The sequence below is a fragment of the Nonomuraea sp. NPDC052634 genome, assembly GCF_040678535.1.
GTDB classification, from domain to species: domain Bacteria; phylum Actinomycetota; class Actinomycetes; order Streptosporangiales; family Streptosporangiaceae; genus Nonomuraea; species Nonomuraea fastidiosa.
This window is the reverse complement of the sequence record NZ_JBFATY010000002.1, coordinates 437,828-456,249: the sequence shown is the minus strand read 5'-3', so window position 1 is coordinate 456,249 and position 18,422 is coordinate 437,828. Positions and strand designations below refer to the sequence as shown.

Sequence of the window (18,422 nt, the reverse complement as noted above, 5' to 3'; positions counted from 1 at the left end):
ATCTGCATATTCCGCCCCATGTGTGCACAGGTCGCCCTCCTTACGGTGTTCCCCATGGATGAGCGCATCGTGATGGTGGACTCGGGCACCGGCCTGAAGCTCACCGAGGAGCAGCTGGACGAGCGGTCCGCGGTCGCGGCCATCCACTTGCGGCACGCGGGGGTGCGGCCGGGCGACACCGTGCTCATCTGCCTGCCCGTCGGGCCCGACCTGCTGGTGGCGACCGACGCGGTGATCGCCGCGGGCGGCGTCGTGTGGCCGCTGCCCGCCCATCTCGACGCGCCCGTGCTGCGCGACCGCATCCAGGAGAGCGGCGCCCGGGTGATGATCTCCAACGTGCGCGAGGCGCTGGACGCGGCCGAGGAGTCGCGGGTGCGGATCGTGCTCAGCATGGCCGACCTGAGCGGCGAGCCCGCCGCGCCCCGGCGCCCCTGAGCGGCGACCGCACCGCACCCCGGCACCCCTGAGCGGTGCCCCCAGTCGAGCCCCGGCGTCTCTGGGCGGTGCCCCGGCGCCCCCTGAGCGGCACGCGGCGGCAGGTGTGGGCGAGGACCCTGGGGGCGGCGACCTTAAGCTCGTGAGCATGCCGTTCGCGCCCAACTTCCCCGTCATGCTCAGAACCGAGGACGGCGTCCGCATCGACGCCGCGCACACCCCGCCCACCGGCCAGGGCGCGAGCACCGACGTGGGGATCGTCGTGGCGCACGGCTTCACCGGCTCGTGGCGGGAGCGCAGTGCGCGCCGCATCGTCCACGTGCTCAGCCGGTACGGCGGCGTGATGGCGTTCGACTTCCGCGGCCACGGACGCTCGGGCGGCGAGACCACGGTCGGCGACCTGGAGATCCTCGACGTGGAGGCCGCGGTCAGGCACGCCCGCGTGATCGGCTACCGGCGGATCGGCGTGGTGGGCTTCTCCATGGGCGCGGCGGTGGTCGTGCGCCATGCGGGGCTGCGCGGCGGCGTGGACGCGGTGGTGGCGGTGAGCGGCCCGGCCCGCTGGTACTACCGGGGCACCCGGCCGATGCGGCAGGTGCACTGGGCGATCGAGCGGCCGTTCGGCCGGTTGGCGGCGCGGGTGGCCAAGCGCACCAGGATCGCGCGCGGGCAGTGGGACCCGATCCCGATGCCGCCGCACGAGGCCGCCGGGCTCATCTCGCCGGCGCCGCTGCTGATCGTGCACGGCGACGCCGACGCGTTCTTCCCGCTGGAGCACGCCGAGCAGCTCTACGCGGGCGCCAAGGAGCCGAAGGAGCTGTGGGTGGAGCCCGGTTACGGGCACGCGGAGTCCGCGGCGACCCCCGAACTCATCCGCCGCATCGGCAAATGGCTGACAACCCGCCTTTCGGAGTAATACCCGTCATCCTGCGGCGTACGGATGGAAACCACCGGGAGAAAGTCTCCGAGGCAGCAAAGCGTCGTAGCGCCTGTCGTGGGACATACTGCTGTGGTCAGTCCGTAGCGGCCGCGTCACGCGCTGTCTCGCGCCGCCTGGACCTAGCGTCGCGGGGGCGCGCTAGGTCCGTACGGGCTGGAGGGAAGGGGGCCTTCGAGGGGGGTCTCGTGCAGGGAGGCCCCCTTCCGCTCGCCGGCTCAGCCGAGGCGGGCGATGGTCTTGTACTCCAGGTAGCCGCTCAGCCCTTCGGGGCCCAGCTCGCGGCCGATGCCGCTGGCCTTATAGCCGCCGAACGGGGCGTTGGGCTCCAGCATGAAGCAGTTCACCCCGTACGTCCCGGTGCGCACCTGGCGGGCGACCTCCATGCCGTGCTCGGGGTCGGCCGTCCAGACGGTGCCGGCCAGGCCGTACTCGCTGTCGTTGGCGATGCGTACGGCGTCGGCCTCGTCCTCGTACGGGATGACGGCGAGCACCGGCCCGAAGATCTCCTCCCTGGCGATGCGCATGTCGTTGGAGACGCCCGCGAAGACGGTGGGGGAGACGTACCAGCCCTTGTCGCGCGGCCGGTCCAGGCCGCCGACGACGACCTTGGCGCCCTCCTCCATGCCGATCCTGATGTAGCCCTCGACGCGTTCCTGCTGCCGCTTGGCGACGAGCGGGCCGATGCCGGTGGCGGGGTCGGCGGGGTCGCCGACGACCTGGGAGGAGACCATGCCGGCGACGGCGTCCACGACCTCGTCGTAGCGCCGCCGGGAGGCGAGGATGCGGGTCTGGGCCACGCACGCCTGCCCGTTGTTCATCAGCGAGGCCATCTGCAGGAAGCCCATGCCGGCCTGCAGGTCGGCGTCGTCGAGGATGATCGCGGCGGACTTGCCGCCGAGCTCCAGGCTGACCCGCTTGAGCTGCTCGCCGCAGATGGCGGCGATGCGCCGCCCGGCGGCGGTGGAGCCGGTGAAGGCGACCTTGTCCACGCCGGTGTGCGAGACCAGGTGCTCGCCGACTTCGCGGCCGGCCGCGACGACGTTGAGCACGCCGGCCGGTACGCCCGCCTCGGCCGCCCACTCGGCCAGCAGGTACGCGTCCAGCGGCGTCTCCGGCGCGGGCTTGAGCACGATCGTGCACCCGGCGAGCAGCGCGGGCGCGACCTTGGTCATGGTGACGAACTGCGGCACGTTCCACGGCACCACGGCCGCCACGACGCCGACGGGTTCCCTGCGCACGGTGAGCGGGCCGAACAGGCCGGGCCGCTGCTCCTCCTGCTCGAACGTCCTGCCCAGCTCGGCGTAGAAGCGCAGCATGGACAGCGGCTGCGGGGCCTGCGCCAGGTTGGAGAAGGTGATCGGCGAGCCCATCTCCTCGGTGATGAGCCGCGCCATCTCGCTCTGCCGCGCGTCGTAGATGTCGGCGAGCCTGCCGATCACCTCGGCCCGCTCGGCGAACGTCATGCGAGGCCAGGGCCCGTGGTCGAACGCCTCACGGGCGGCGGCGACGGCGCGGTCCATGTCCTGGGCGGTGCCGTCGGGCACGCGGCCGACGACCTCCTCGGTGTGGGGGGAGATGACGTCTATCGTCCCGGTGCCCGCCGGGGCCACCCATTCGCCCCCGATGAACAGCCTGTCGTGCTGGCGCATGACGTGGACCTCCTGCTTGACCGGATGCTTGCTTGCTGGGGAGTGCCTCAAGGCGACCGAACCATGTTCTGTCCATGCGTGCAAGAGGCGCATCGCACCTCCTGCGGGCGCGGCGCGCGGGCCGGCGGATGTCGCTCCCCGGCACGTCGAGCGCCATTTCGCGGTGGCGGATTCGACCGCCGTCTCGGGCTGCCGGCGGTCCCCGAAAGCGCTCGAATTTTTATGTCGCGCTTATGTCGGTCAAAAGCCCGAGAACCCCATCAAAGGTGCAGCAGTTACGTCGTTCGGATGACAGGAATCAAGATCATCTTCTATAGTTTCGGTCCGTCTACGAGGGGAGGGGACGGGTGTGAGAATCTGGCGGCTCGCCGTTCTCCTCACCGTGCTCGCCGGGCTGCTCGCACTCCCCGCCCCCACCCCGGCCGCAGCCGCTCCCTCCCCTGCTGAGCTGCGGAAACTCACCAAGCAGGCGGCCCAGCTCGAAAAGGACTACCGCGGCCAGATCCAGAGCCTGGAGGACATCAAGCTCCAGGTGAAGCGGGCGAACGCCACATCCGGTGCGCTGCAGGCCCAGCTCAAGGCCGCTCAGGAGGAGGTCAGGCGCATCGCGCAGACCTCCTACATGGTCGGGCCGCTCGAAGGCGTCCACCTCCTCACGCCCTCCGGCGACCCGTACCAGGTGCTCGGGCAGGCCGCGAACCTCGCGTACATGGCCAACGAGCGCGCCCAGCGCGTCGCGAGCATCAAAAGGCTCATCGCGAAATCGAACCAGGCCAAGATCAACGCGAATAAGAAGGTCGAGAACCTCCGCAAGGAGATCAAGCGGCTCCAGTCGCGGCGTTCCGAGGTTCAGAAACTGCTCGCCAAATACGGCTTCCAGCAGCCCGGCTCCTCCAGCGGCCTGACCCCGCGCATGGTCGCGGTCCGCGCCGAGATCATGGCGAACTTCCCCATGAAGTACGGCGTCGGCTGCCTGCGCCCCGGCGACCCCGGCGAGCACGGCAAGGGCCGTGCCTGCGACTTCATGATGTCCAGGGGCGGCACCATGGCCACCGGCGCCGACGAGGCGATCGGCGACGCGCTCGCCAACTGGCTGATCAAGAACGGCGCCCGCATCGGCGTCATGTACATCATCTGGAAACAGCGCTACTACGACATACGCTCAGGCGGCGGCTGGGATCCGATGTCCGACCGCGGCGGCGTGACGGCCAACCACTACGACCACGTCCACGTCTCGGTGTTCTGAGCGCTCTGGGCTCTCAGGAAGTCGCGGAACCAGTGGTAGGAGCGCTTCGGCGTGCGCCGCTGGGTGGCGAAGTCCACGTGGACGAGGCCGAAGCGCTGGTGGTAGCCCTCGGCCCACTCGAAGTTGTCCAGCAGCGACCAGACGAAGTAGCCCCGCACGTCCACGCCGTCGTCCATGGCGCGGCGCAGCGCCGCGATGTGCTCCTTGAGGAAGGCCACGCGGTCGGCGTCGTCGATCGTGCCGTCATCGCCGGGGACATCGGGCTGCGAGCAGCCGTTCTCGGTGATGAGGATCGGCGGGAGCGCGGCGCCGTAGCGCGAGCGCAGGCCGGTGAGCAGCTCGTGCAGGCCCTCGGGCACCACCGGCCAGCCGAAGGCCGTCGTGGGGTGGCCGGTGATGCCGGCGTCGGTGAACGGCAGGGCGTCGTCCGTCGGCGCGGCGATGCGGGTGGGGTTGTAGTAGTTGACGCCCAGGGCGTCGATGGGGGCCGAGATGGCCTCCAGGTCGCCGTCCCTGACGAAGCCGAGATCGGTGGTGTAGGCCGACAAGTCGGGATACGCGCCCGTCAGCACGGGATCGGTGAACAGGCGGTTGTGCAGGATGTCGTACGCCTCGGCGGCCCGCACGTCGGCCTCGTCGCCGGAGGCGGGCCGGACCGGGGTGTGGTTGTTGGTGAGCGCCACCTGGCGCGCCCCGGCCGCCCGCAGCGCCGCCACCGCGCGGCCGTGGGCCAGGAGCTGGTGGTGCGCGGCGGGCAGCGCGCCGGTCAGCAGCGCGTGGCCGGGGGCGTGCAGGCCCATCGCGTAGCCGTAGGCCATGTGCACGAACGGCTCGTTGAGCGTGATCCACAGCGGCACCCGGTCGGCCAGACGGCCCGCGACCACGGCGGCGTAGTCGGCGAACACCTCGGCGGTGTCGCGGTTCAGCCAGCCGCCCCTGTCCTCCAGCGCCTGCGGCAGGTCCCAGTGGAAGAGCGTCGGCACCGGCCGTACGCCCGCCGCGAGCAGCCCGTCCACCAGCCGGTCGTAGAAGCCGAGGCCGCGCTCGTTCACCCGGCCCGCACCCTGCGGCAGCACGCGCGGCCAGGCGATGGAGAAGCGGTAGGCGTTGACGCCGAGATCCGCCATGAGCGCGACGTCCTCGCGCCAGCGGTGGTAGTGGTCGCAGGCCACGTCGCCGGTGTGGCCGTCGCGGGTGCGGCCGGGCTCGTGGGAGAAGACGTCCCAGATGGAGGTGCCCCTGCCGTCCTCGCCGGTCGCGCCTTCGATCTGGTAGGCCGCCGTGGCCGTACCCCACAAGAACATGCCCGGCCCTCCAATGCTCCGCGAGTCCGGCTCATGTTAGCTGAGGGCGTGACTGGGCCTCACCGACATGCGTCAGGATGGGGACATGACCAGTACCTTGCGCCGCCGCCCCGCCCAGCGCCGGAGCGTCGAGCGGGTGGAGCGCATGCTCGACGAGTGTGCGCTGCTGCTCGACGAGGTCGGTTACGACGCGCTGACGACGAAGGAGGTCGCCCGCCGGGCCGAGGTGCCGATCGGCACCTTCTATCAGTTCTTCCACGACAAGCAGGGCCTGGTGCGTGCGCTGGCGCGGCGCAACCTGGAGGCGTTCCTGCAGCGCGTCGTCCAGCGCATCCAGCAGGCCCGCCCGGCTCACTGGGGCGAGCTGGTCGATGCGACCATCGACGAGTTCGTGGAGATGAAGCGCACCACGCCCGGCTTCGGGGTGGTCGACTTCGGCGAGGTGCTCGCCACCCCCGGCGGGCCCGCCGTCGGGGGCAGCAAGCGGGCGCTCGACGAGACCCAGGAGAACGGCGTCGTGGTGGCCGAGCGCATGCGCGCGCTGACGCTCCACCTCGTCGATGCCCCCGCGAGCCCCGAGCTCGACCGCGCCCTGCTCGTCGCCGTCGAGGCCAGCGACTCGGTGCTCAAGCTGGCCTTCAGAGCCGACCCGGCCGGCGATCCCGGCCTGATCGCCGAGTGCAAGAAACTCGTCCGCCGCTACCTCGCCGACCACCTCCCGCCGCTGCCCGAGCAGGGCTAGCAGGCCGCGTCGAGCCGGGCACGCCGGCCCGCGTCCAGCGTGAGCCGCGCCCCGCCGATGGCCTCATCGAGCTGCTCCATCGTGGAGACCCCGACGATGGGCACCACGCCGCCGCCGATCAGCCAGGCCAGCACCACCTGGTTGGGGGTGGCGCCCAGCTCGCCGGCCACCTCTCGCAGCGCCGCCAGCCGCCGCTCCGTGCCCGGGTGGTCGTAGATCTCCGGGATCTTCCGGTCCTGCCGCGTGTACGCACCGAACATCAGCGTGTTGTACGCCCACAGCGTGATCTCGGGCTCGGCGGCCAGGTAGTCGAAGGTGTCGTCGGTGGCCAGCGTGTGCCCGGTCTCGGCCGGCCTGGTGCCCGGTCGCGGCCGCAGGTAGGTGTGGCGGAGCTGGAGATGGGTGTAGCGGGCCCAGCCGTGCGCGGCCGAGACGTTCCGCGCCCGCTCCAGCCGCCATGCGGCCATGTTGCTCGCCCCGATCGAGCGGACCTTGCCGGCGCGTACGAGCTCGTCGAACGCCCCCAGCGTCTCCTCAAGAGGCGTGGAGCGGTCGTCGATGTGCGCCCAGTAGACGTCGATCCTGTCGGTGCCCAGCCGCTGCAGGCTGCCCTCCACGGCCTTGGCGATGACGCCCGCCGACAGGCCCTCGGCCGAGTCGAGCGTCCGGTCGCCGGGGACGGTCGGCCGCGCGCCCACCTTCGTGCTGATCACCATCTCGTCGCGGACGCCGCGCGCGGCCAGCCACGCGCCGATGGTCAGCTCGCTCTCGTCGCCCGTACGGCCCTCTACCCAGAACGGGTAGTTGTTGGCCGTGTCGAGCCTGGTGCCGCCGGCCTCGCGGAACCGGTCGAGGATGGCGAAGGTGTCCTCCTTGCTCACGGACGTACCGAAGTGGATCGTGCCCAATGCGATGTCGATGGCGTTCATGGCGACGACTGTGCAGGCTGGAGTGCACTCCACGTCAACAGCGTTCATTTCGGGTTGACCTGGAGTGCACTCCAGGTGCGATGCTGGGGCCCGTGAGCGTGTACACACCCGCGGAGGTCTCCGAGGAGACCGGTTTCAGCATCGACACCCTCCGTTACTACGAGAAGATCGGCCTGCTGGAGCGCGTCAACCGGAACGCGGCGGGCCAGCGCAGGTTCACGGAGCAGGACGTCGGCTGGCTCGGCATGCTGCGCTGCCTGCGCGACACCGGCATGCCCATCGCCACCATGCTGCGCTTCGCCGAGCTCGTACGCGCCGGCGACCACACCATCCCCGACCGCATCGAGCTGCTGGAAGAGCACGACCGCCAGGTGCAGGCCCAGATCGACAACCTCATCGAGCGGCAGCGCTACATCCACAACAAGATCTCCTACTACCGCAGCGTCCTCTAGCTCCCGCTTTGCGGCGCGGTTGGTACACCTCGAACCATGGCCGGTTCGAGGGCGAGGTGGATCAACGTACCCCTGGCCCGCGTGGCCAGGCTGTGCTCGGCGCTGCTGTTCGTGCTGCTCGCGCACATCACACTGATCCAGGCGTTCGGCGCGGGCGCGCTGAACGCCGACCTCAGGAACGAGCGCACGCTCATCGACCGGTACGCCCGCCCGCGCGGCGACATCCGCACCTACGACGGCACCGTCATCGCCACCAGCCGCCCCGCCGAGGGCCGCTACCGCTACCAGCGCGTCTATCCGCAGGGCGCCAGGTACGCGGCCGTCACCGGCCACGTGTCGCTGCGCCGGGCCACCGGCATCGAGCAGGCGCAGGAGCCCCTGCTGACCGGCGACGACCCCAAGGTCAAGGTGCGCTCGCTGGTCAGCGGCGGCAGCGGCGCGGGCGCGCAGGTACGGCTGACCATTAGAGACCGCGTGCAGCTCGCCGCCTACGACGGGCTCGCCGCCACCGGCCTGGCGGGCGCGGCGGTCGCCATCGACCCGGCGACCGGGGCGGTGCTGGCGCTGGTCACCGCCCCGACGTACGACCCCAACACGCTGGCCACGTTCGACCGGTTCAAGCTGGCCGCGACATCCAAGCGGCTGCGCGGGTCGCCCGACCGGCCGCTGCTCAACCGGGCGCTCAACCGGCTCTATCCGCCCGGGGCCACGTTCAAGCTGGTCACCGCGGCGGCGGCGCTTGCCTCGGGCGAGTACACGCCGACGGTCCTGCTGGACGCGCCCGCCCGGCTGCGGCTGCCCGGTTCGCCCGTGTACGTGCGCGACACCGGCTGCGGCGCCGAGCACCCCACGCTCCTGTACGCCTTCCAGGCCCCCTGCGACACGGCATTCGCCGGCATCGGGCTGCAGCTCGGGCAGGACCTGCTCAGGGACCAGGCGGAGGCGTTCGGGTTCAACGCCGGCGAACTGCGCATCCCGCTGGCCGCCAGCGGCAGCCGCTACCCGGTGTCCACCGACCGCTCGCAGACCGCGCTCGCGGCCATCGGGCAGCACGACAACCGGGCCACGCCGCTCATGGTGGCCATGCTGTCGGCGGCGGTGGCCAACGACGGGGTGCTGATGCGGCCGTACCTGGTGGAGGACGTCCGGCTCGCGGACGGGGCGGTGATCAGCAGGGCGGCGCCCGTGGCGTACCGGACGGTGATGCCGCCGATGCTGGCGCGGTACCTGGCGGCCATGATGGCGACCGCTCCGGGCGCCGGTGGTACCAGCAGGTCGATCGCGGGGGTGCGGGTGGCGATGAAGGCGGCCACCTCGCCGCCCGGCGTGCCGGGGGCGCAGGACGTCGCACTGGTCACGGCGTTCGCTCCGGCCGAGGCGCCGGAGGTGGCGGTGGGCGTGGTCCTCGAACGGCCGGGCGTGCGGGGCCGGGCGGTGACCGCGATCGCCCGCGCCATGATCCGGGCGGCGCTCAGCTAGCTCTCATCCGCCTGCTTCACCGCTGGATCGCTCGGAGGCGCGAAACGTGATCCGCTCGGATTCTCCACGCGTACACAGATCGCCGCATGGGTGATCGGCGGCAAGTGACGTCTCTACACATCCCGGCGGGTCCCCGCTTACATCGTCGAATGGCCATGTCAGCGCATGTGCGGCGGCATGTGCACGCCTACCGTTCTTCGTGTGATCGGCCACGCCGCCCGGCACTTGCGCCAGGCGAGCGCAGGCGCCGCGGCCGGTCGGTCGGAGACGTCACGCGTCCGTACGGAGGCCGGCCTTCTCGGAGGGGTGGGGGCCGGGTTCCCGGGGCTCGTGACAGCGGGCCCGAGTCGCGCAGGGCTCGGGCCCGCACACCCGGCCGAATGCACAACCGCCTACATAGATCGGTGGATGCCGGGCCGCCCTGCCGGCCGTACGTTGGCGGGCATGAGATCCACCGCCCCGGCCCCTGATCCGGCCACCGGCACCGTGATCCACGAAGTCTTCCACCGGGCCTACGAGCGCGGCGACCGTCCCGCCCTCGTCGATCTGCGCGGCGGCCACGTCTACGGCTACCGCCGCCTGGTGACCGAGGTGACCAGGGCGGCATCCGGCCTCGTCCGCAGAGGCGCAAGGCGCGACCAGGTGGTGGGCGTGCACGTATCGACGGCGGGGGCGCAGACGCTCGCGGTGCACACGGTGATGGCGGCGGGCGGGGTGGCGGCGCCGGTCGCGGCGGGGATGGGGGCATACGAGCTGGGTGCGTGGCTGCGCGAGTGCGACGCCCGCGCCCTGATCACCACGCCCGACCTGGCCGAGCCGGCGATCGCGGCGGCCGAGCAGTCGCGGGTGCGGCAGGTCTACTCGCTGGGCCGCGCGCTCGGCACGATCGACTTCCGCTGCCTGCTCTCGCTGGAGCCGGCCGCGCTGCCCGCGCTCGACGCGGCCCGCCAGCCCGCGCTGCTGCTGCCCGGCGGCCGCCGGCTGTCCCACGCCGAGCTGCTGGCCGAAATGGCGGAGCTCGACCTGCGGATCCGCCTGACCGAGTCCGACGTCGTGCTGACCACGTGGCCGCCCGACGGCGGCTGCGACCTGCTCGTCCTGGTGGCGCTCGGGGTGTCGAAGGGGGCGCTGGTCATCGCGGCGGGCGGCGGCGATCTCGCGGGCACCCGCCACGACTTCGGCGTGACCGTCGTGGCGGGCCCCGACGGCAAGCTGGAACGTCTCGCCTGACAAGCGCAGTCAACATGCCGAGGCGCGCCGGTCGGCGCGGGGCACCGGCGTGCGTGCGGCGTCTCGGCTGGTGGCGAGCCCGGCGCGGTGGGGCGTATCGCTTCACAGCTCGAGTATGCGGAGCTGTTACCGCCCATCCCTTGACGGGGCGCGGCCGGAAGTGGGTTGATAGCCACACGTTGACAACGTTGTCAAGAAGCAAACCTTCGGGGGATCGAAGGGATGGTGTGGGGATGCGACGGTGGTTAGCGGCCGTATCGATCACGATGGTCAGCGTGCTGGGTCTGACTGCCTGCGGAGGCGACGGCGGCGGACAGGCATCGCAATCACCCGCGGCGGACAGCGGCGGGAAGCAGCAGGTTGAGGTCTTCTCCTGGTGGACGGGACCGGGTGAGGCCGACGGCCTGCAGGCGATGAAGAAGATCTTCGAGGAGAAGAACCCGGACTACTCCTTCTTCGACGCCGCGGTGGCGGGCGGCTCCGGTGACAAGGCCAAGGCGCTGCTGCAGTCGAAGCTCCAGGCGAACACCCCGCCCGACACGTTCCAGGGCCACGCGGGCGCCGAGCTGCAGGGCTACATCAAGGCGGGCAACCTGGAGGACCTGACCCCGCTCTACGACGAGCTGAAGCTGAAGGACGTCTTCCCCGAGCAGCTCATCGAGCAGATCAGCGTCGACGGCAAGATCTACTCCGTGCCGGTGAACATCCACCGCTCCAACGTCCTGTGGTACAACCCGGGCGTGCTCAAGGAGGCCGGGGTCTCGGGTGCGCCCAAGACGATCGAGGAGTTCATCGCGGCGCTGGAGAAGGTCAAGGGCACCGGCAAGATCCCGCTGTCCATCGGCTCCGAGTGGACGGTCACCCACCTGCTGGAGAGCGTGCTGCTCGGCACGCTGGGCGCCGACAACTACAACGCGCTGTTCAAGCCGGGCGCCGACTGGAACAGCGCGCAGGTGACGACCGCCCTGGAGAACTTCGCCAAGATCATGGAGTACGCGGGCGACCCGCAGGACGACTGGCAGCCGGCGGCCAAGCAGGTGGCCGACGGCGAAGCGGCGTTCAACATCATGGGCGACTGGGCGTACGGCTACTTCCACAACCCGCCGGAGGGCGGCCTCGGCAAGACGTCGAAGACGGACTTCGACTGGGCGCCGTCGCCCGGCACCGAGGGCACCTACCTGTGGCTGTCCGACAGCTTCACGCTGCCCAAGGGCGCGAAGAACCGCGACGGGGCGCTTGCCTGGCTGAAGGTGGCCGCCAGCAAGGAGGGCCAGGACGCCTTCAACCCGAAGAAGGGCTCCATCCCCGCCCGTAAGGACGCCGACCAGTCGCTCTACACCGACTACCTGGCGGACGCGCTGAAGGACTGGCAGAGCAACAAGCTCGCCGGCTCCATCCAGCACGGTGTGGCGGTGAACCAGCCCTGGCTGGCCGCGATCAACGAGGCGGTCGGCCTGTTCATCGGCACCAAGGACGTCAAGGCGCTGCAGCAGGCCCTGGCCGACGCGGCCGCGGCCAACGCGCAGTGACGCTCCTGGTGCATCGCTCGACAACAGCCGCTCGATAAACGGCACAGGCGCGGCGGGCCCGGCTTGCGGGCCCGCCGCCCCCGTGGGAGGTCATGCTTGTGAGGCGGGCACGCTCGTGGCTGCCCGGGCTGCTCCTCGTGACACCGTCGATCATCCTGATCGCTGTCTTCGTGTACGGCATGCTGGGCTGGAACTTCCGCCTGGCGATGACCGACCAGCACGACGAGGTGTCCGAGGGCGAGTTCGTGGGGCTGCAGAACTTCGTGGACATCTGGGACCAGTCCCGGTGGCACCTGTCCGTGAACCACGCGATCATGTTCACGGTCGTCTTCGTGCTGGGAGCGCTGCTGCTCGGGTGGCTCCTGGCGTTCCTGATGGAGAAGGGGATCAGGGGCGAGGGCACGTTCCGCGCGATCTACCTGTTCCCGATGGCCATCTCGTTCGTCGCGACCGGCATCGTGTGGCGGTGGCTGATGAACTCCGGCACGGGGGAGCGGGCGGTCGGTCTGAACCGGCTGTTCGACTGGCTGGGGCTGCCGCAGTGGCAGTGGTTCCGTGACCCCGACTGGGGGATGGCCGCGATGGCACTGCCAGCGATATGGCAGATGTCCGGATATGTCATGGCACTTTTCCTGGCGGGGTTCCGCGGCGTCCCCGAGGAGCTGCGCGAGGCCGCCCGGGTGGACGGCTGCAACGAGTGGGGCGTCTACCGGCACGTGGTGCTGCCCATGCTCCGGCCGGTCACGCTGTCGGCGCTGATCATCCTCGGCCACATCTCGCTCAAGGTCTTCGACCTGATCGTCGCGGTGTCCGGCAAGCAGATCATCACCGACGTGCCCGCGGTCTTCATGTGGGTGGCGGTGTTCGACTCGCACGACCCGGCCAAGGGCGCCACGATCGCGTCCTACATCGTGCTCAGCGTGGCGATCTTCGTGATCCCGTACCTGATCTGGTCGGTGCGTAAGGAGAGGCAGGAGAGGCGGTCATGACGGCGGTGGCCGGGCGCAGGGCGGCGGGCTTTCAGTACGTGCGGCTCGCCGTGCTCATCCTGTTCGTCCTGATCTTCCTCATCCCGATCTACGTGCTGCTGGTCACCAGCTTCAAGCCGCTCACCGAGGCCGACCCGGGGCAGGCGTGGAACCTGCCCCAGACGTGGACGACCGAGGCATGGAGGGTGGCCTGGGAGAAGCTCGCGCCGGGCCTGTGGAACAGCGTGCTGCTCGCGGTGCCGGGCTCGCTGCTGTCGTGCGCGCTCGGCTCCATGAACGGCTACGTGCTGTCCAAGTGGCGCTTCCCCGGGGCCGACGTGCTGTTCACGCTCTTTCTGTTCGGGATGTTCATCCCGTACCAGGGCGTGATGATCCCGCTCGTGCAGCTCCTCGTCGGGCTGAACGACCTCACCGGGCTGGACGGCGTCTTCTACGGCGGCATCCCCGGCCTGGTGCTCGCGCACGTCGTGTACGGCATCCCGATCTGCACGCTGATCTTCCGCAACTACTATGTGACGATCCCCGACGAGCTGATCGAGGCGTCGCGGGTGGACGGGGCGGGCATGCTCCGCGCGTACTGGTCGGTCGTCCTGCCGGTGTCGGGGCCGGCCATCGCCGTGGTGATCATCTGGCAGTTCACCTCGATGTGGAACGACTTCCTGTTCGCGGTGTTCCTCACCGGGCCGACGAGCTGGCCCACGACCGTGATGCTGAACAACATCGCGGGTGCGCAGGCCACCCCGTACAGCCAGCAGATGGCCGCCGCCATCCTGGCGTCGATCCCGACGATGCTGATCTACGTGCTGCTCGGCCGGTTCTTCATGCGCGGGCTCATGGCGGGCGCGCTCAAGGGCTGACACGGGCCGGCCCGGGCCGGATCCGGGTGACTCAGGTCGGCCCGGCTCAGCCCGGGGCGGCTCGGGTCAGCTCGGGTCAGCTCGGGTTGGCGAGGTGGGCGATGGGCTCGCCGCGTACGTAGCGGGCCACGTCGGCGGCCACGATCGCCGCCGCCTTCTTCGCCGTCTCCTTGCTGGCCCCGGCCAGGTGCGGGGTCATCACCAGGTTCGGCGTCGTGAGCAGGCGCGACCCCGGCGGGATCGGCTCGTCGGGGAAGACGTCGCACGCGGCGCCGAACAGGTGGCCGGACTCGAGCGCGTCGCACAGCGCGTCGTAGTCGAGCAGCGCGCCCCGCGCGCAGTTGACCAGCACCGAGCCCTTCGGCATGGCGGCGATCTCGGCCGCGCCGATCATCCCGGCGGTCTCGGGGGTGGCGCGGGCGTGCAGGGAGACGAACAGCGAGCGTTCCAGCAGCTCGCGCAGGCCGACGTTGCCGGGCGCGGCCACGTACGGGTCGTGCACCAGCACGTTCGCGCCGAACCCTTCGAGCATGCGGGCCACCCGGCTGCCGATCGCGCCGTAGCCGATCAGGCCGACCGTGTTGCCGTCGAGCTCGGGCCCGACCTGGTCGTAGGAGTAGTAGTCGCTGCGCCACGCGCCGCCCTTCAGCTCCGTGTGGGTCTGCGGGATGCGGCGGGTGGCGGCGAGCAGCATCGCCAGGGTGTGCTCGGCGGTGGCCACCGCGTTGCGGCCGGGTGCGAACGTCACCTTCACCCCGGCCTCGGTGGCCGCCTTGAGGTTGGCGTTCACCGGACCGCCCCGGCTCACGCAGAACAGCCGCAGGCCGGGCGAGGCGTCCAGCACGCGCTTGGTGAGCGGCGCCATCTGGGTGACGCACACCTCGACGCCGCGCAGCGCCTCGATCAGCTCGTCCTCCACGTCGGACGCCTCGTCCACCTCGCCCACCGGGCCGAACGGCACGACCGGCCAGGGCAGCGTCAGCTCGCGGACGTCCAGCTCACCGGGCACGGCGCTCTTCAGCGCGTCGATGAGCAGGTCGTTCCTGACGAAATGGTCGCCTGCGGCGAGGACTTTGAGTGTCAACGAACGGCTCCAATCGGGGAGTTGTACTGCAGCAGCGCCACCCGTCCCGTGCCGGCCTCGTCCAGGCGCAGCTCGGTCAGGGCGCAGTTGTCCAGCCGGGGGAACAGCCGGCGGTACTCGCCGAGCGGCAGCCCGAGCAGCCGGCACAGGGAGAGCCTGATGGCGGTGGTGTGCGCGACGACCAGCACGCGGCCGCCCGCGTGGGCGGCGGCGATGTCGCCGAGCGCGGCGACGAACCGCTCGGCGGCGGCGTACGGGTCCTCGCCGCCCGGCAGCGGATGCGCGGCGGGGTCGGCCTCGAACGCGGCCCTGGCCTCGGGGAAGCGGGCCTTCATCTCGGCCGACGTGAGGCCCTCGCCCTGGCCGAAGTCCAGCTCGCGCAGCCGGGCGTCGGTGCGCACGGAGAGCCCGGCCCTGGCCGCGGCGGTCTCTGCGGTGATCACCGCCCGGCTCAGCGTGGACGCCCACACGGCCGCGAGCCCCGCTCCCGCCGCCCAGGAGGCCAGCTCGGCGGCCTGCTCGTGGCCGCGCGGCGTCAGCTCGATGTCGCTGATCCCGGCGTAGCGGTTCTCGGCGTGCCAGACGGTCTCGCCGTGGCGGACGAGCACGAGGTCGGTCATCGGGCGGTCCTCTCGCGGGCGTGTGCGGCGGCCCGGCCGTCGAGCCAGCCGCGTTCTTCCAGCTCGGCCACGAACCGCAGGTACGGCTCGCGCACGCCGGTGTCCACGGGCTCGACGACGGCGCTGGTCCTGATCATCGCGTCGGGGTCGCCGCCGGCCAGGACGGCCATGCCCAGCGCGGGCTCGGCGTTCTCACGCAGCGTCACCGGGCGTTCGAGCACGTCGGCGCGGAGCCGCGTCCAGTACGCGCTCCTGGTGGCCCCGCCGGTGAGGATGATCTCGCCGTCCACGGGCGCGCCGAGCAGGTCGAGATAGTCGAAGCAGAGCCGTTCGACGAAGGCCGCGCCGAGCAGGATGGCGGCGTAGCGCTCCACGTCGTCGGCCGGCTCGCCGAGCGTGAAGCCCTCGGCGCCGGGCGCGGCGAACGGGAACCGCTCGCCCCGCGAGACCAGCGGGTACGTGACGGCGGGCGGCAGGCGGCGGCCGTAGCGCTCGGCGGCCTGCCGGCTGAGCGCGTCGAGGTCGGCGCCGGGCAGGTCGCGGGAGAGCACGCCCGCGCCCGTGCTGGACGCGCCGCCGGGCAGCCAGGAGCCGTCGGGGGCGCGGTGGGAGTAGACCACGCCGAGCGGGTCGTGGATCAGCTCCTTGGTGACGCCCTTGAGCACCAGCGTCGTGCCGAGCACCGAGTTCCAGCTTCCCGGACGCCGGGCGCCCGCGCCGAGCTGGGCGGCGCAGCCGTCGGTGGTGCCGGCGATCACCGGGGTGCCCTCGGGCAGGCCGGTCTCCTCGGCCGCCGCCGCGCACACCGTGCCGAGGCGGGCGCCTGGGCGTACGACGCGGGGCAGCGTGCCCTCGGGCACCCCCAGCGCGTCGAACACCTCCTCCGGCCAGCGCTCCTCGATCAGGTCCACGCCGGTCTTGAGCGCGTTGCTCAGGTCGGTGGCCACGTCGTGCCCCACCAGGCGGCGGTTGACGAAGTCGCTCTGGTGCGCGGCGCGGGCTCCTCGCGGGGCGTCCCGCAGCAGCCACAGCAGCTTCGGCAGCGCCCAGTTGGGCTGCATGCGGCGGTAGCCGAGGCGCTCCCACACCGCCGCGCCCGCCTCGTTGGCGCGGGTGGCGTCGGCGCGGCGGTCGTCGTACATGAGGGCGGGCGTCAGCGCCCGGCCGCCCGCGTCGGTGAGCAGGATCGTGCCCGAGGTGGCGTCCACGGCCACGCCCTCGACCCGCTCACCGCCGGGCACGCCGCGCAGCGCCTCGCGGGTGGCTGTGGCCAGCTCCCGCCACCACTGCTCGGGGTCCTGCTCGTGCCGGGGGCCGTCGCGGTGGCTGGTCAGCGGGCGGCTGCCGGTGCCCAGCACCCGTCCGTCCGCGGCCACGGCGAGCGCGCGTACGCTCTGCGTCCCGAGGTCGATGCCCACCCACACGCTCATGAACGGCTCCTCAGCTCGGCGAGCAGCGGCCAGGTGCCGGCGGCGCCGCCGCGCAGGGTCAGAAAGTCAGCGAAGAGGTCGTCGTAGAAGGCCCGGCGGGCGGGGTCGGGCTCGACGGGCTCGCGCAGCCGTACGTGCCGGGCCGCCGCCTCGGCGACGGACGGCGCCGCGCCGGTGGCGGCCAGCCCCACCAGGGCCGCGCCCCGCGCGCCCACCTCGCTGTCGGCGGAGCGGTGCACGGGCAGCCCGGTGACGTCGGCGATGAGCCGCAGCCAGACCGCGCTGTTGGCGCCGCCGCCGCACACCCGCAGCTCGGTCGGGGCCGCTCCGGTCGCCTCCAGGCAGTCGCGGATCACCATCGTCAGCCCTTCGAGCACGGCTCTGGCGACGTGCTCGTGGCCGTGCTCGAACGACATGCCGTGCAGCGACCCCCTGGCCTGCGGGTCGGAGAACGGCGCGCGCTCACCGGCCGGCGACAGGTACGGCAGGAACGCGAGCCCCCGGGCGCCCGGTTCGCTGGTCGCGGCCAGCTCGCCCAGCTCGGCGGGGGCCGACAGCCCCAGCAGGCGGCACGTCCACTGCACGACCTCGGTGCCGGCGAAGGTGGGGAAGGCCCGCAGGTAGCCGCCGGGCAGCGCGATGGTGATGCCGGTCGGCGGGCCGTCGAGGTCGGGGGATGCGGCGATGACCTCGGTGCACAGCGTGGTGCCGAGGATGCCGCACGCCTGTCCCGGGCTGACCGCGCCGGAGCCCAGCGCGGTGGCGGCGATGTCGTACGGGGCCATCACCACCGGCGTTCCCGCCGCAAGGCCCAGCGTCTCGGCGGCCCGCGCGGTGAGCCCGGCGACCGGGCACGGCCGGATCGGCGGCAGCAGCCGCTCGGCCCACTCCAGGCCGAACAGGGCGAGCAGTTCGGGGGAGTACGCCCGCTCGGTCAGGTCCATGAACGGCGCCGAGGCGTCGGACTCGTCGGCCGCGATCTCCCCGGTCATCCGGGAGTAGATCCAGCCGCCGCAGGTGAGCATGGCGCTGGACCGGTCGAGCCGGTCGGGGTCGTGGGCGCGCAGCCAGGTGAGGATGGCGTGCGGCAGCCCGGACGCGGCCGAGGAGCCGTTGCGCCGGAACGCCGTCTCGGCCAGTCCGTCGCGCGTCCACGCGGCGACGATGGCGGCGGCCCTGGCGTCGTTCCACAGGATGGCCGGGCCGGTGGGCTCGCCGGCCGCGTCCACCAGCCAGCAGCCGTCGCCCTGGGCGGTGACCGCCACCAGCTCGGCGCCGCCGGTCCTGGCCGCGACCTCGCGCACGGTCTCGGCCACCGCGTCCCACACGGCGTGCATGTCCTGCTCGGTGTGGCCGGGTGCGGGCCTGGTGACGACGGTCTCGCGCCGGGCGACGGCCGTCTCCAGGCCGGACTCGTCGTAGCCGACGGCCTTGATGACGGTGGTGCCGGCGTCCACGCAGATGATCGCCATCATGCCCTTCCATGTGAGGTCCTGGACCGGCGCGA

17 protein-coding genes are annotated in these 18,422 nt (G+C 71.8%); 10 read left to right on the top strand and 7 right to left on the bottom strand.

Features of this window, described 5'->3' with window-relative positions; translation table 11 throughout:
• The first annotated feature begins 54 nt into the window (after positions 1 to 54).
• Both AB0K67_RS14735 and AB0K67_RS14730 read left to right on the top strand, forming a co-directional pair.
• Positions 55 to 435 carry an AMP-binding protein gene (locus AB0K67_RS14735; protein ID WP_364058806.1) on the top strand — a complete coding sequence of 127 codons (381 nt, stop codon included), beginning with the start codon at positions 55 to 57 and terminating at the stop codon, positions 433 to 435.
• Positions 436 to 583: 148 nt separating this feature from the next.
• A complete protein-coding gene (locus AB0K67_RS14730; protein ID WP_364058803.1) occupies positions 584 to 1,351 on the top strand; it encodes an alpha/beta fold hydrolase in 768 nt (255 codons plus the stop codon).
• Between the two features lie 239 nt (positions 1,352 to 1,590).
• On the opposite strand, the gene AB0K67_RS14725 is transcribed toward AB0K67_RS14730, so the two are convergent.
• On the bottom strand, positions 1,591 to 3,024 hold the full coding sequence (locus AB0K67_RS14725) for an aldehyde dehydrogenase (RefSeq protein WP_364058800.1): 1,434 nt from the start codon (positions 3,022 to 3,024) through the stop codon (positions 1,591 to 1,593).
• A gap of 349 nt (positions 3,025 to 3,373) precedes the next feature.
• Here AB0K67_RS14725 and AB0K67_RS14720 point away from each other — a divergent pair, with 349 nt between their 5' ends.
• Positions 3,374 to 4,270 carry a hypothetical protein gene (locus AB0K67_RS14720; protein ID WP_364058797.1) on the top strand — a complete coding sequence of 299 codons (897 nt, stop codon included), beginning with the start codon at positions 3,374 to 3,376 and terminating at the stop codon, positions 4,268 to 4,270.
• Here AB0K67_RS14720 and AB0K67_RS14715 read toward each other — a convergent pair.
• Positions 4,240 to 5,574, bottom strand: coding sequence for a GH1 family beta-glucosidase (locus tag AB0K67_RS14715; RefSeq protein WP_364058794.1), 1,335 nt, complete (start codon positions 5,572 to 5,574; stop codon positions 4,240 to 4,242). The genes AB0K67_RS14720 and AB0K67_RS14715 overlap by 31 nt on opposite strands.
• An 85-nt stretch (positions 5,575 to 5,659) precedes the next feature.
• On the opposite strand from AB0K67_RS14715, the gene AB0K67_RS14710 reads away from it, so the two are divergent.
• Complete coding sequence (locus AB0K67_RS14710) at positions 5,660 to 6,316, top strand: TetR/AcrR family transcriptional regulator (protein ID WP_364058791.1); 657 nt, start codon at positions 5,660 to 5,662, stop codon at positions 6,314 to 6,316.
• Here AB0K67_RS14710 and AB0K67_RS14705 read toward each other — a convergent pair.
• On the bottom strand, positions 6,313 to 7,245 hold the full coding sequence (locus AB0K67_RS14705; protein ID WP_364058788.1) for an aldo/keto reductase: 933 nt from the start codon (positions 7,243 to 7,245) through the stop codon (positions 6,313 to 6,315). The two genes, AB0K67_RS14710 and AB0K67_RS14705, sit on opposite strands and share 4 nt — an antisense overlap.
• Before the next feature lie 92 nt (positions 7,246 to 7,337).
• Between AB0K67_RS14705 and AB0K67_RS14700 the strand changes: the two genes are divergently transcribed.
• From AB0K67_RS14700 to AB0K67_RS14675, 6 genes are all read left to right on the top strand, one after another.
• Positions 7,338 to 7,697, top strand: a complete 360-nt coding sequence (locus AB0K67_RS14700) for a MerR family transcriptional regulator (protein ID WP_364058785.1) — start codon at positions 7,338 to 7,340, stop codon at positions 7,695 to 7,697.
• Positions 7,698 to 7,733: 36 nt separating this feature from the next.
• Positions 7,734 to 9,176, top strand: a complete 1,443-nt coding sequence (locus AB0K67_RS14695) for a penicillin-binding transpeptidase domain-containing protein (protein ID WP_364058782.1) — start codon at positions 7,734 to 7,736, stop codon at positions 9,174 to 9,176.
• A gap of 444 nt (positions 9,177 to 9,620) precedes the next feature.
• On the top strand, positions 9,621 to 10,406 hold the full coding sequence (locus AB0K67_RS14690; RefSeq protein ID WP_364058779.1) for an AMP-binding protein: 786 nt from the start codon (positions 9,621 to 9,623) through the stop codon (positions 10,404 to 10,406).
• A gap of 266 nt (positions 10,407 to 10,672) precedes the next feature.
• Positions 10,673 to 11,935, top strand: coding sequence for an ABC transporter substrate-binding protein (locus AB0K67_RS14685; protein WP_364059567.1), 1,263 nt, complete (start codon positions 10,673 to 10,675; stop codon positions 11,933 to 11,935).
• A 98-nt stretch (positions 11,936 to 12,033) separates the two neighbouring features.
• Entirely contained in the window at positions 12,034 to 12,924 is an 891-nt protein-coding gene (locus AB0K67_RS14680) for a sugar ABC transporter permease (RefSeq protein WP_364058776.1), read from the top strand.
• A complete protein-coding gene (locus AB0K67_RS14675; RefSeq protein ID WP_364058773.1) occupies positions 12,921 to 13,781 on the top strand; it encodes a carbohydrate ABC transporter permease in 861 nt (286 codons plus the stop codon). Before AB0K67_RS14680 ends, AB0K67_RS14675 begins: the two co-directional genes overlap by 4 nt.
• Positions 13,782 to 13,857: 76 nt before the next feature.
• Here the strand turns inward: AB0K67_RS14675 and AB0K67_RS14670 are convergent, their stop codons facing one another.
• From AB0K67_RS14670 to AB0K67_RS14655, 4 genes are read right to left on the bottom strand one after another with little or no spacing between them, the layout of a single operon-like run.
• Complete coding sequence (locus AB0K67_RS14670) at positions 13,858 to 14,865, bottom strand: 2-hydroxyacid dehydrogenase (protein WP_364058770.1); 1,008 nt, start codon at positions 14,863 to 14,865, stop codon at positions 13,858 to 13,860.
• Positions 14,862 to 15,485 (bottom strand): histidine phosphatase family protein, encoded by a 624-nt coding sequence (locus AB0K67_RS14665; RefSeq protein WP_364058767.1) that lies wholly within the window; start codon positions 15,483 to 15,485, stop codon positions 14,862 to 14,864. Before AB0K67_RS14665 ends, AB0K67_RS14670 begins: the two co-directional genes overlap by 4 nt.
• Positions 15,482 to 16,915, bottom strand: coding sequence for an FGGY family carbohydrate kinase (locus AB0K67_RS14660; RefSeq protein WP_364058764.1), 1,434 nt, complete (start codon positions 16,913 to 16,915; stop codon positions 15,482 to 15,484). The genes AB0K67_RS14665 and AB0K67_RS14660 overlap by 4 nt, the downstream gene beginning before the upstream one ends.
• Complete coding sequence (locus AB0K67_RS14655; protein WP_364058761.1) at positions 16,912 to 18,390, bottom strand: FGGY-family carbohydrate kinase; 1,479 nt, start codon at positions 18,388 to 18,390, stop codon at positions 16,912 to 16,914. The genes AB0K67_RS14660 and AB0K67_RS14655 overlap by 4 nt, the downstream gene beginning before the upstream one ends.
• Positions 18,391 to 18,422: the final 32 nt, after the last annotated feature.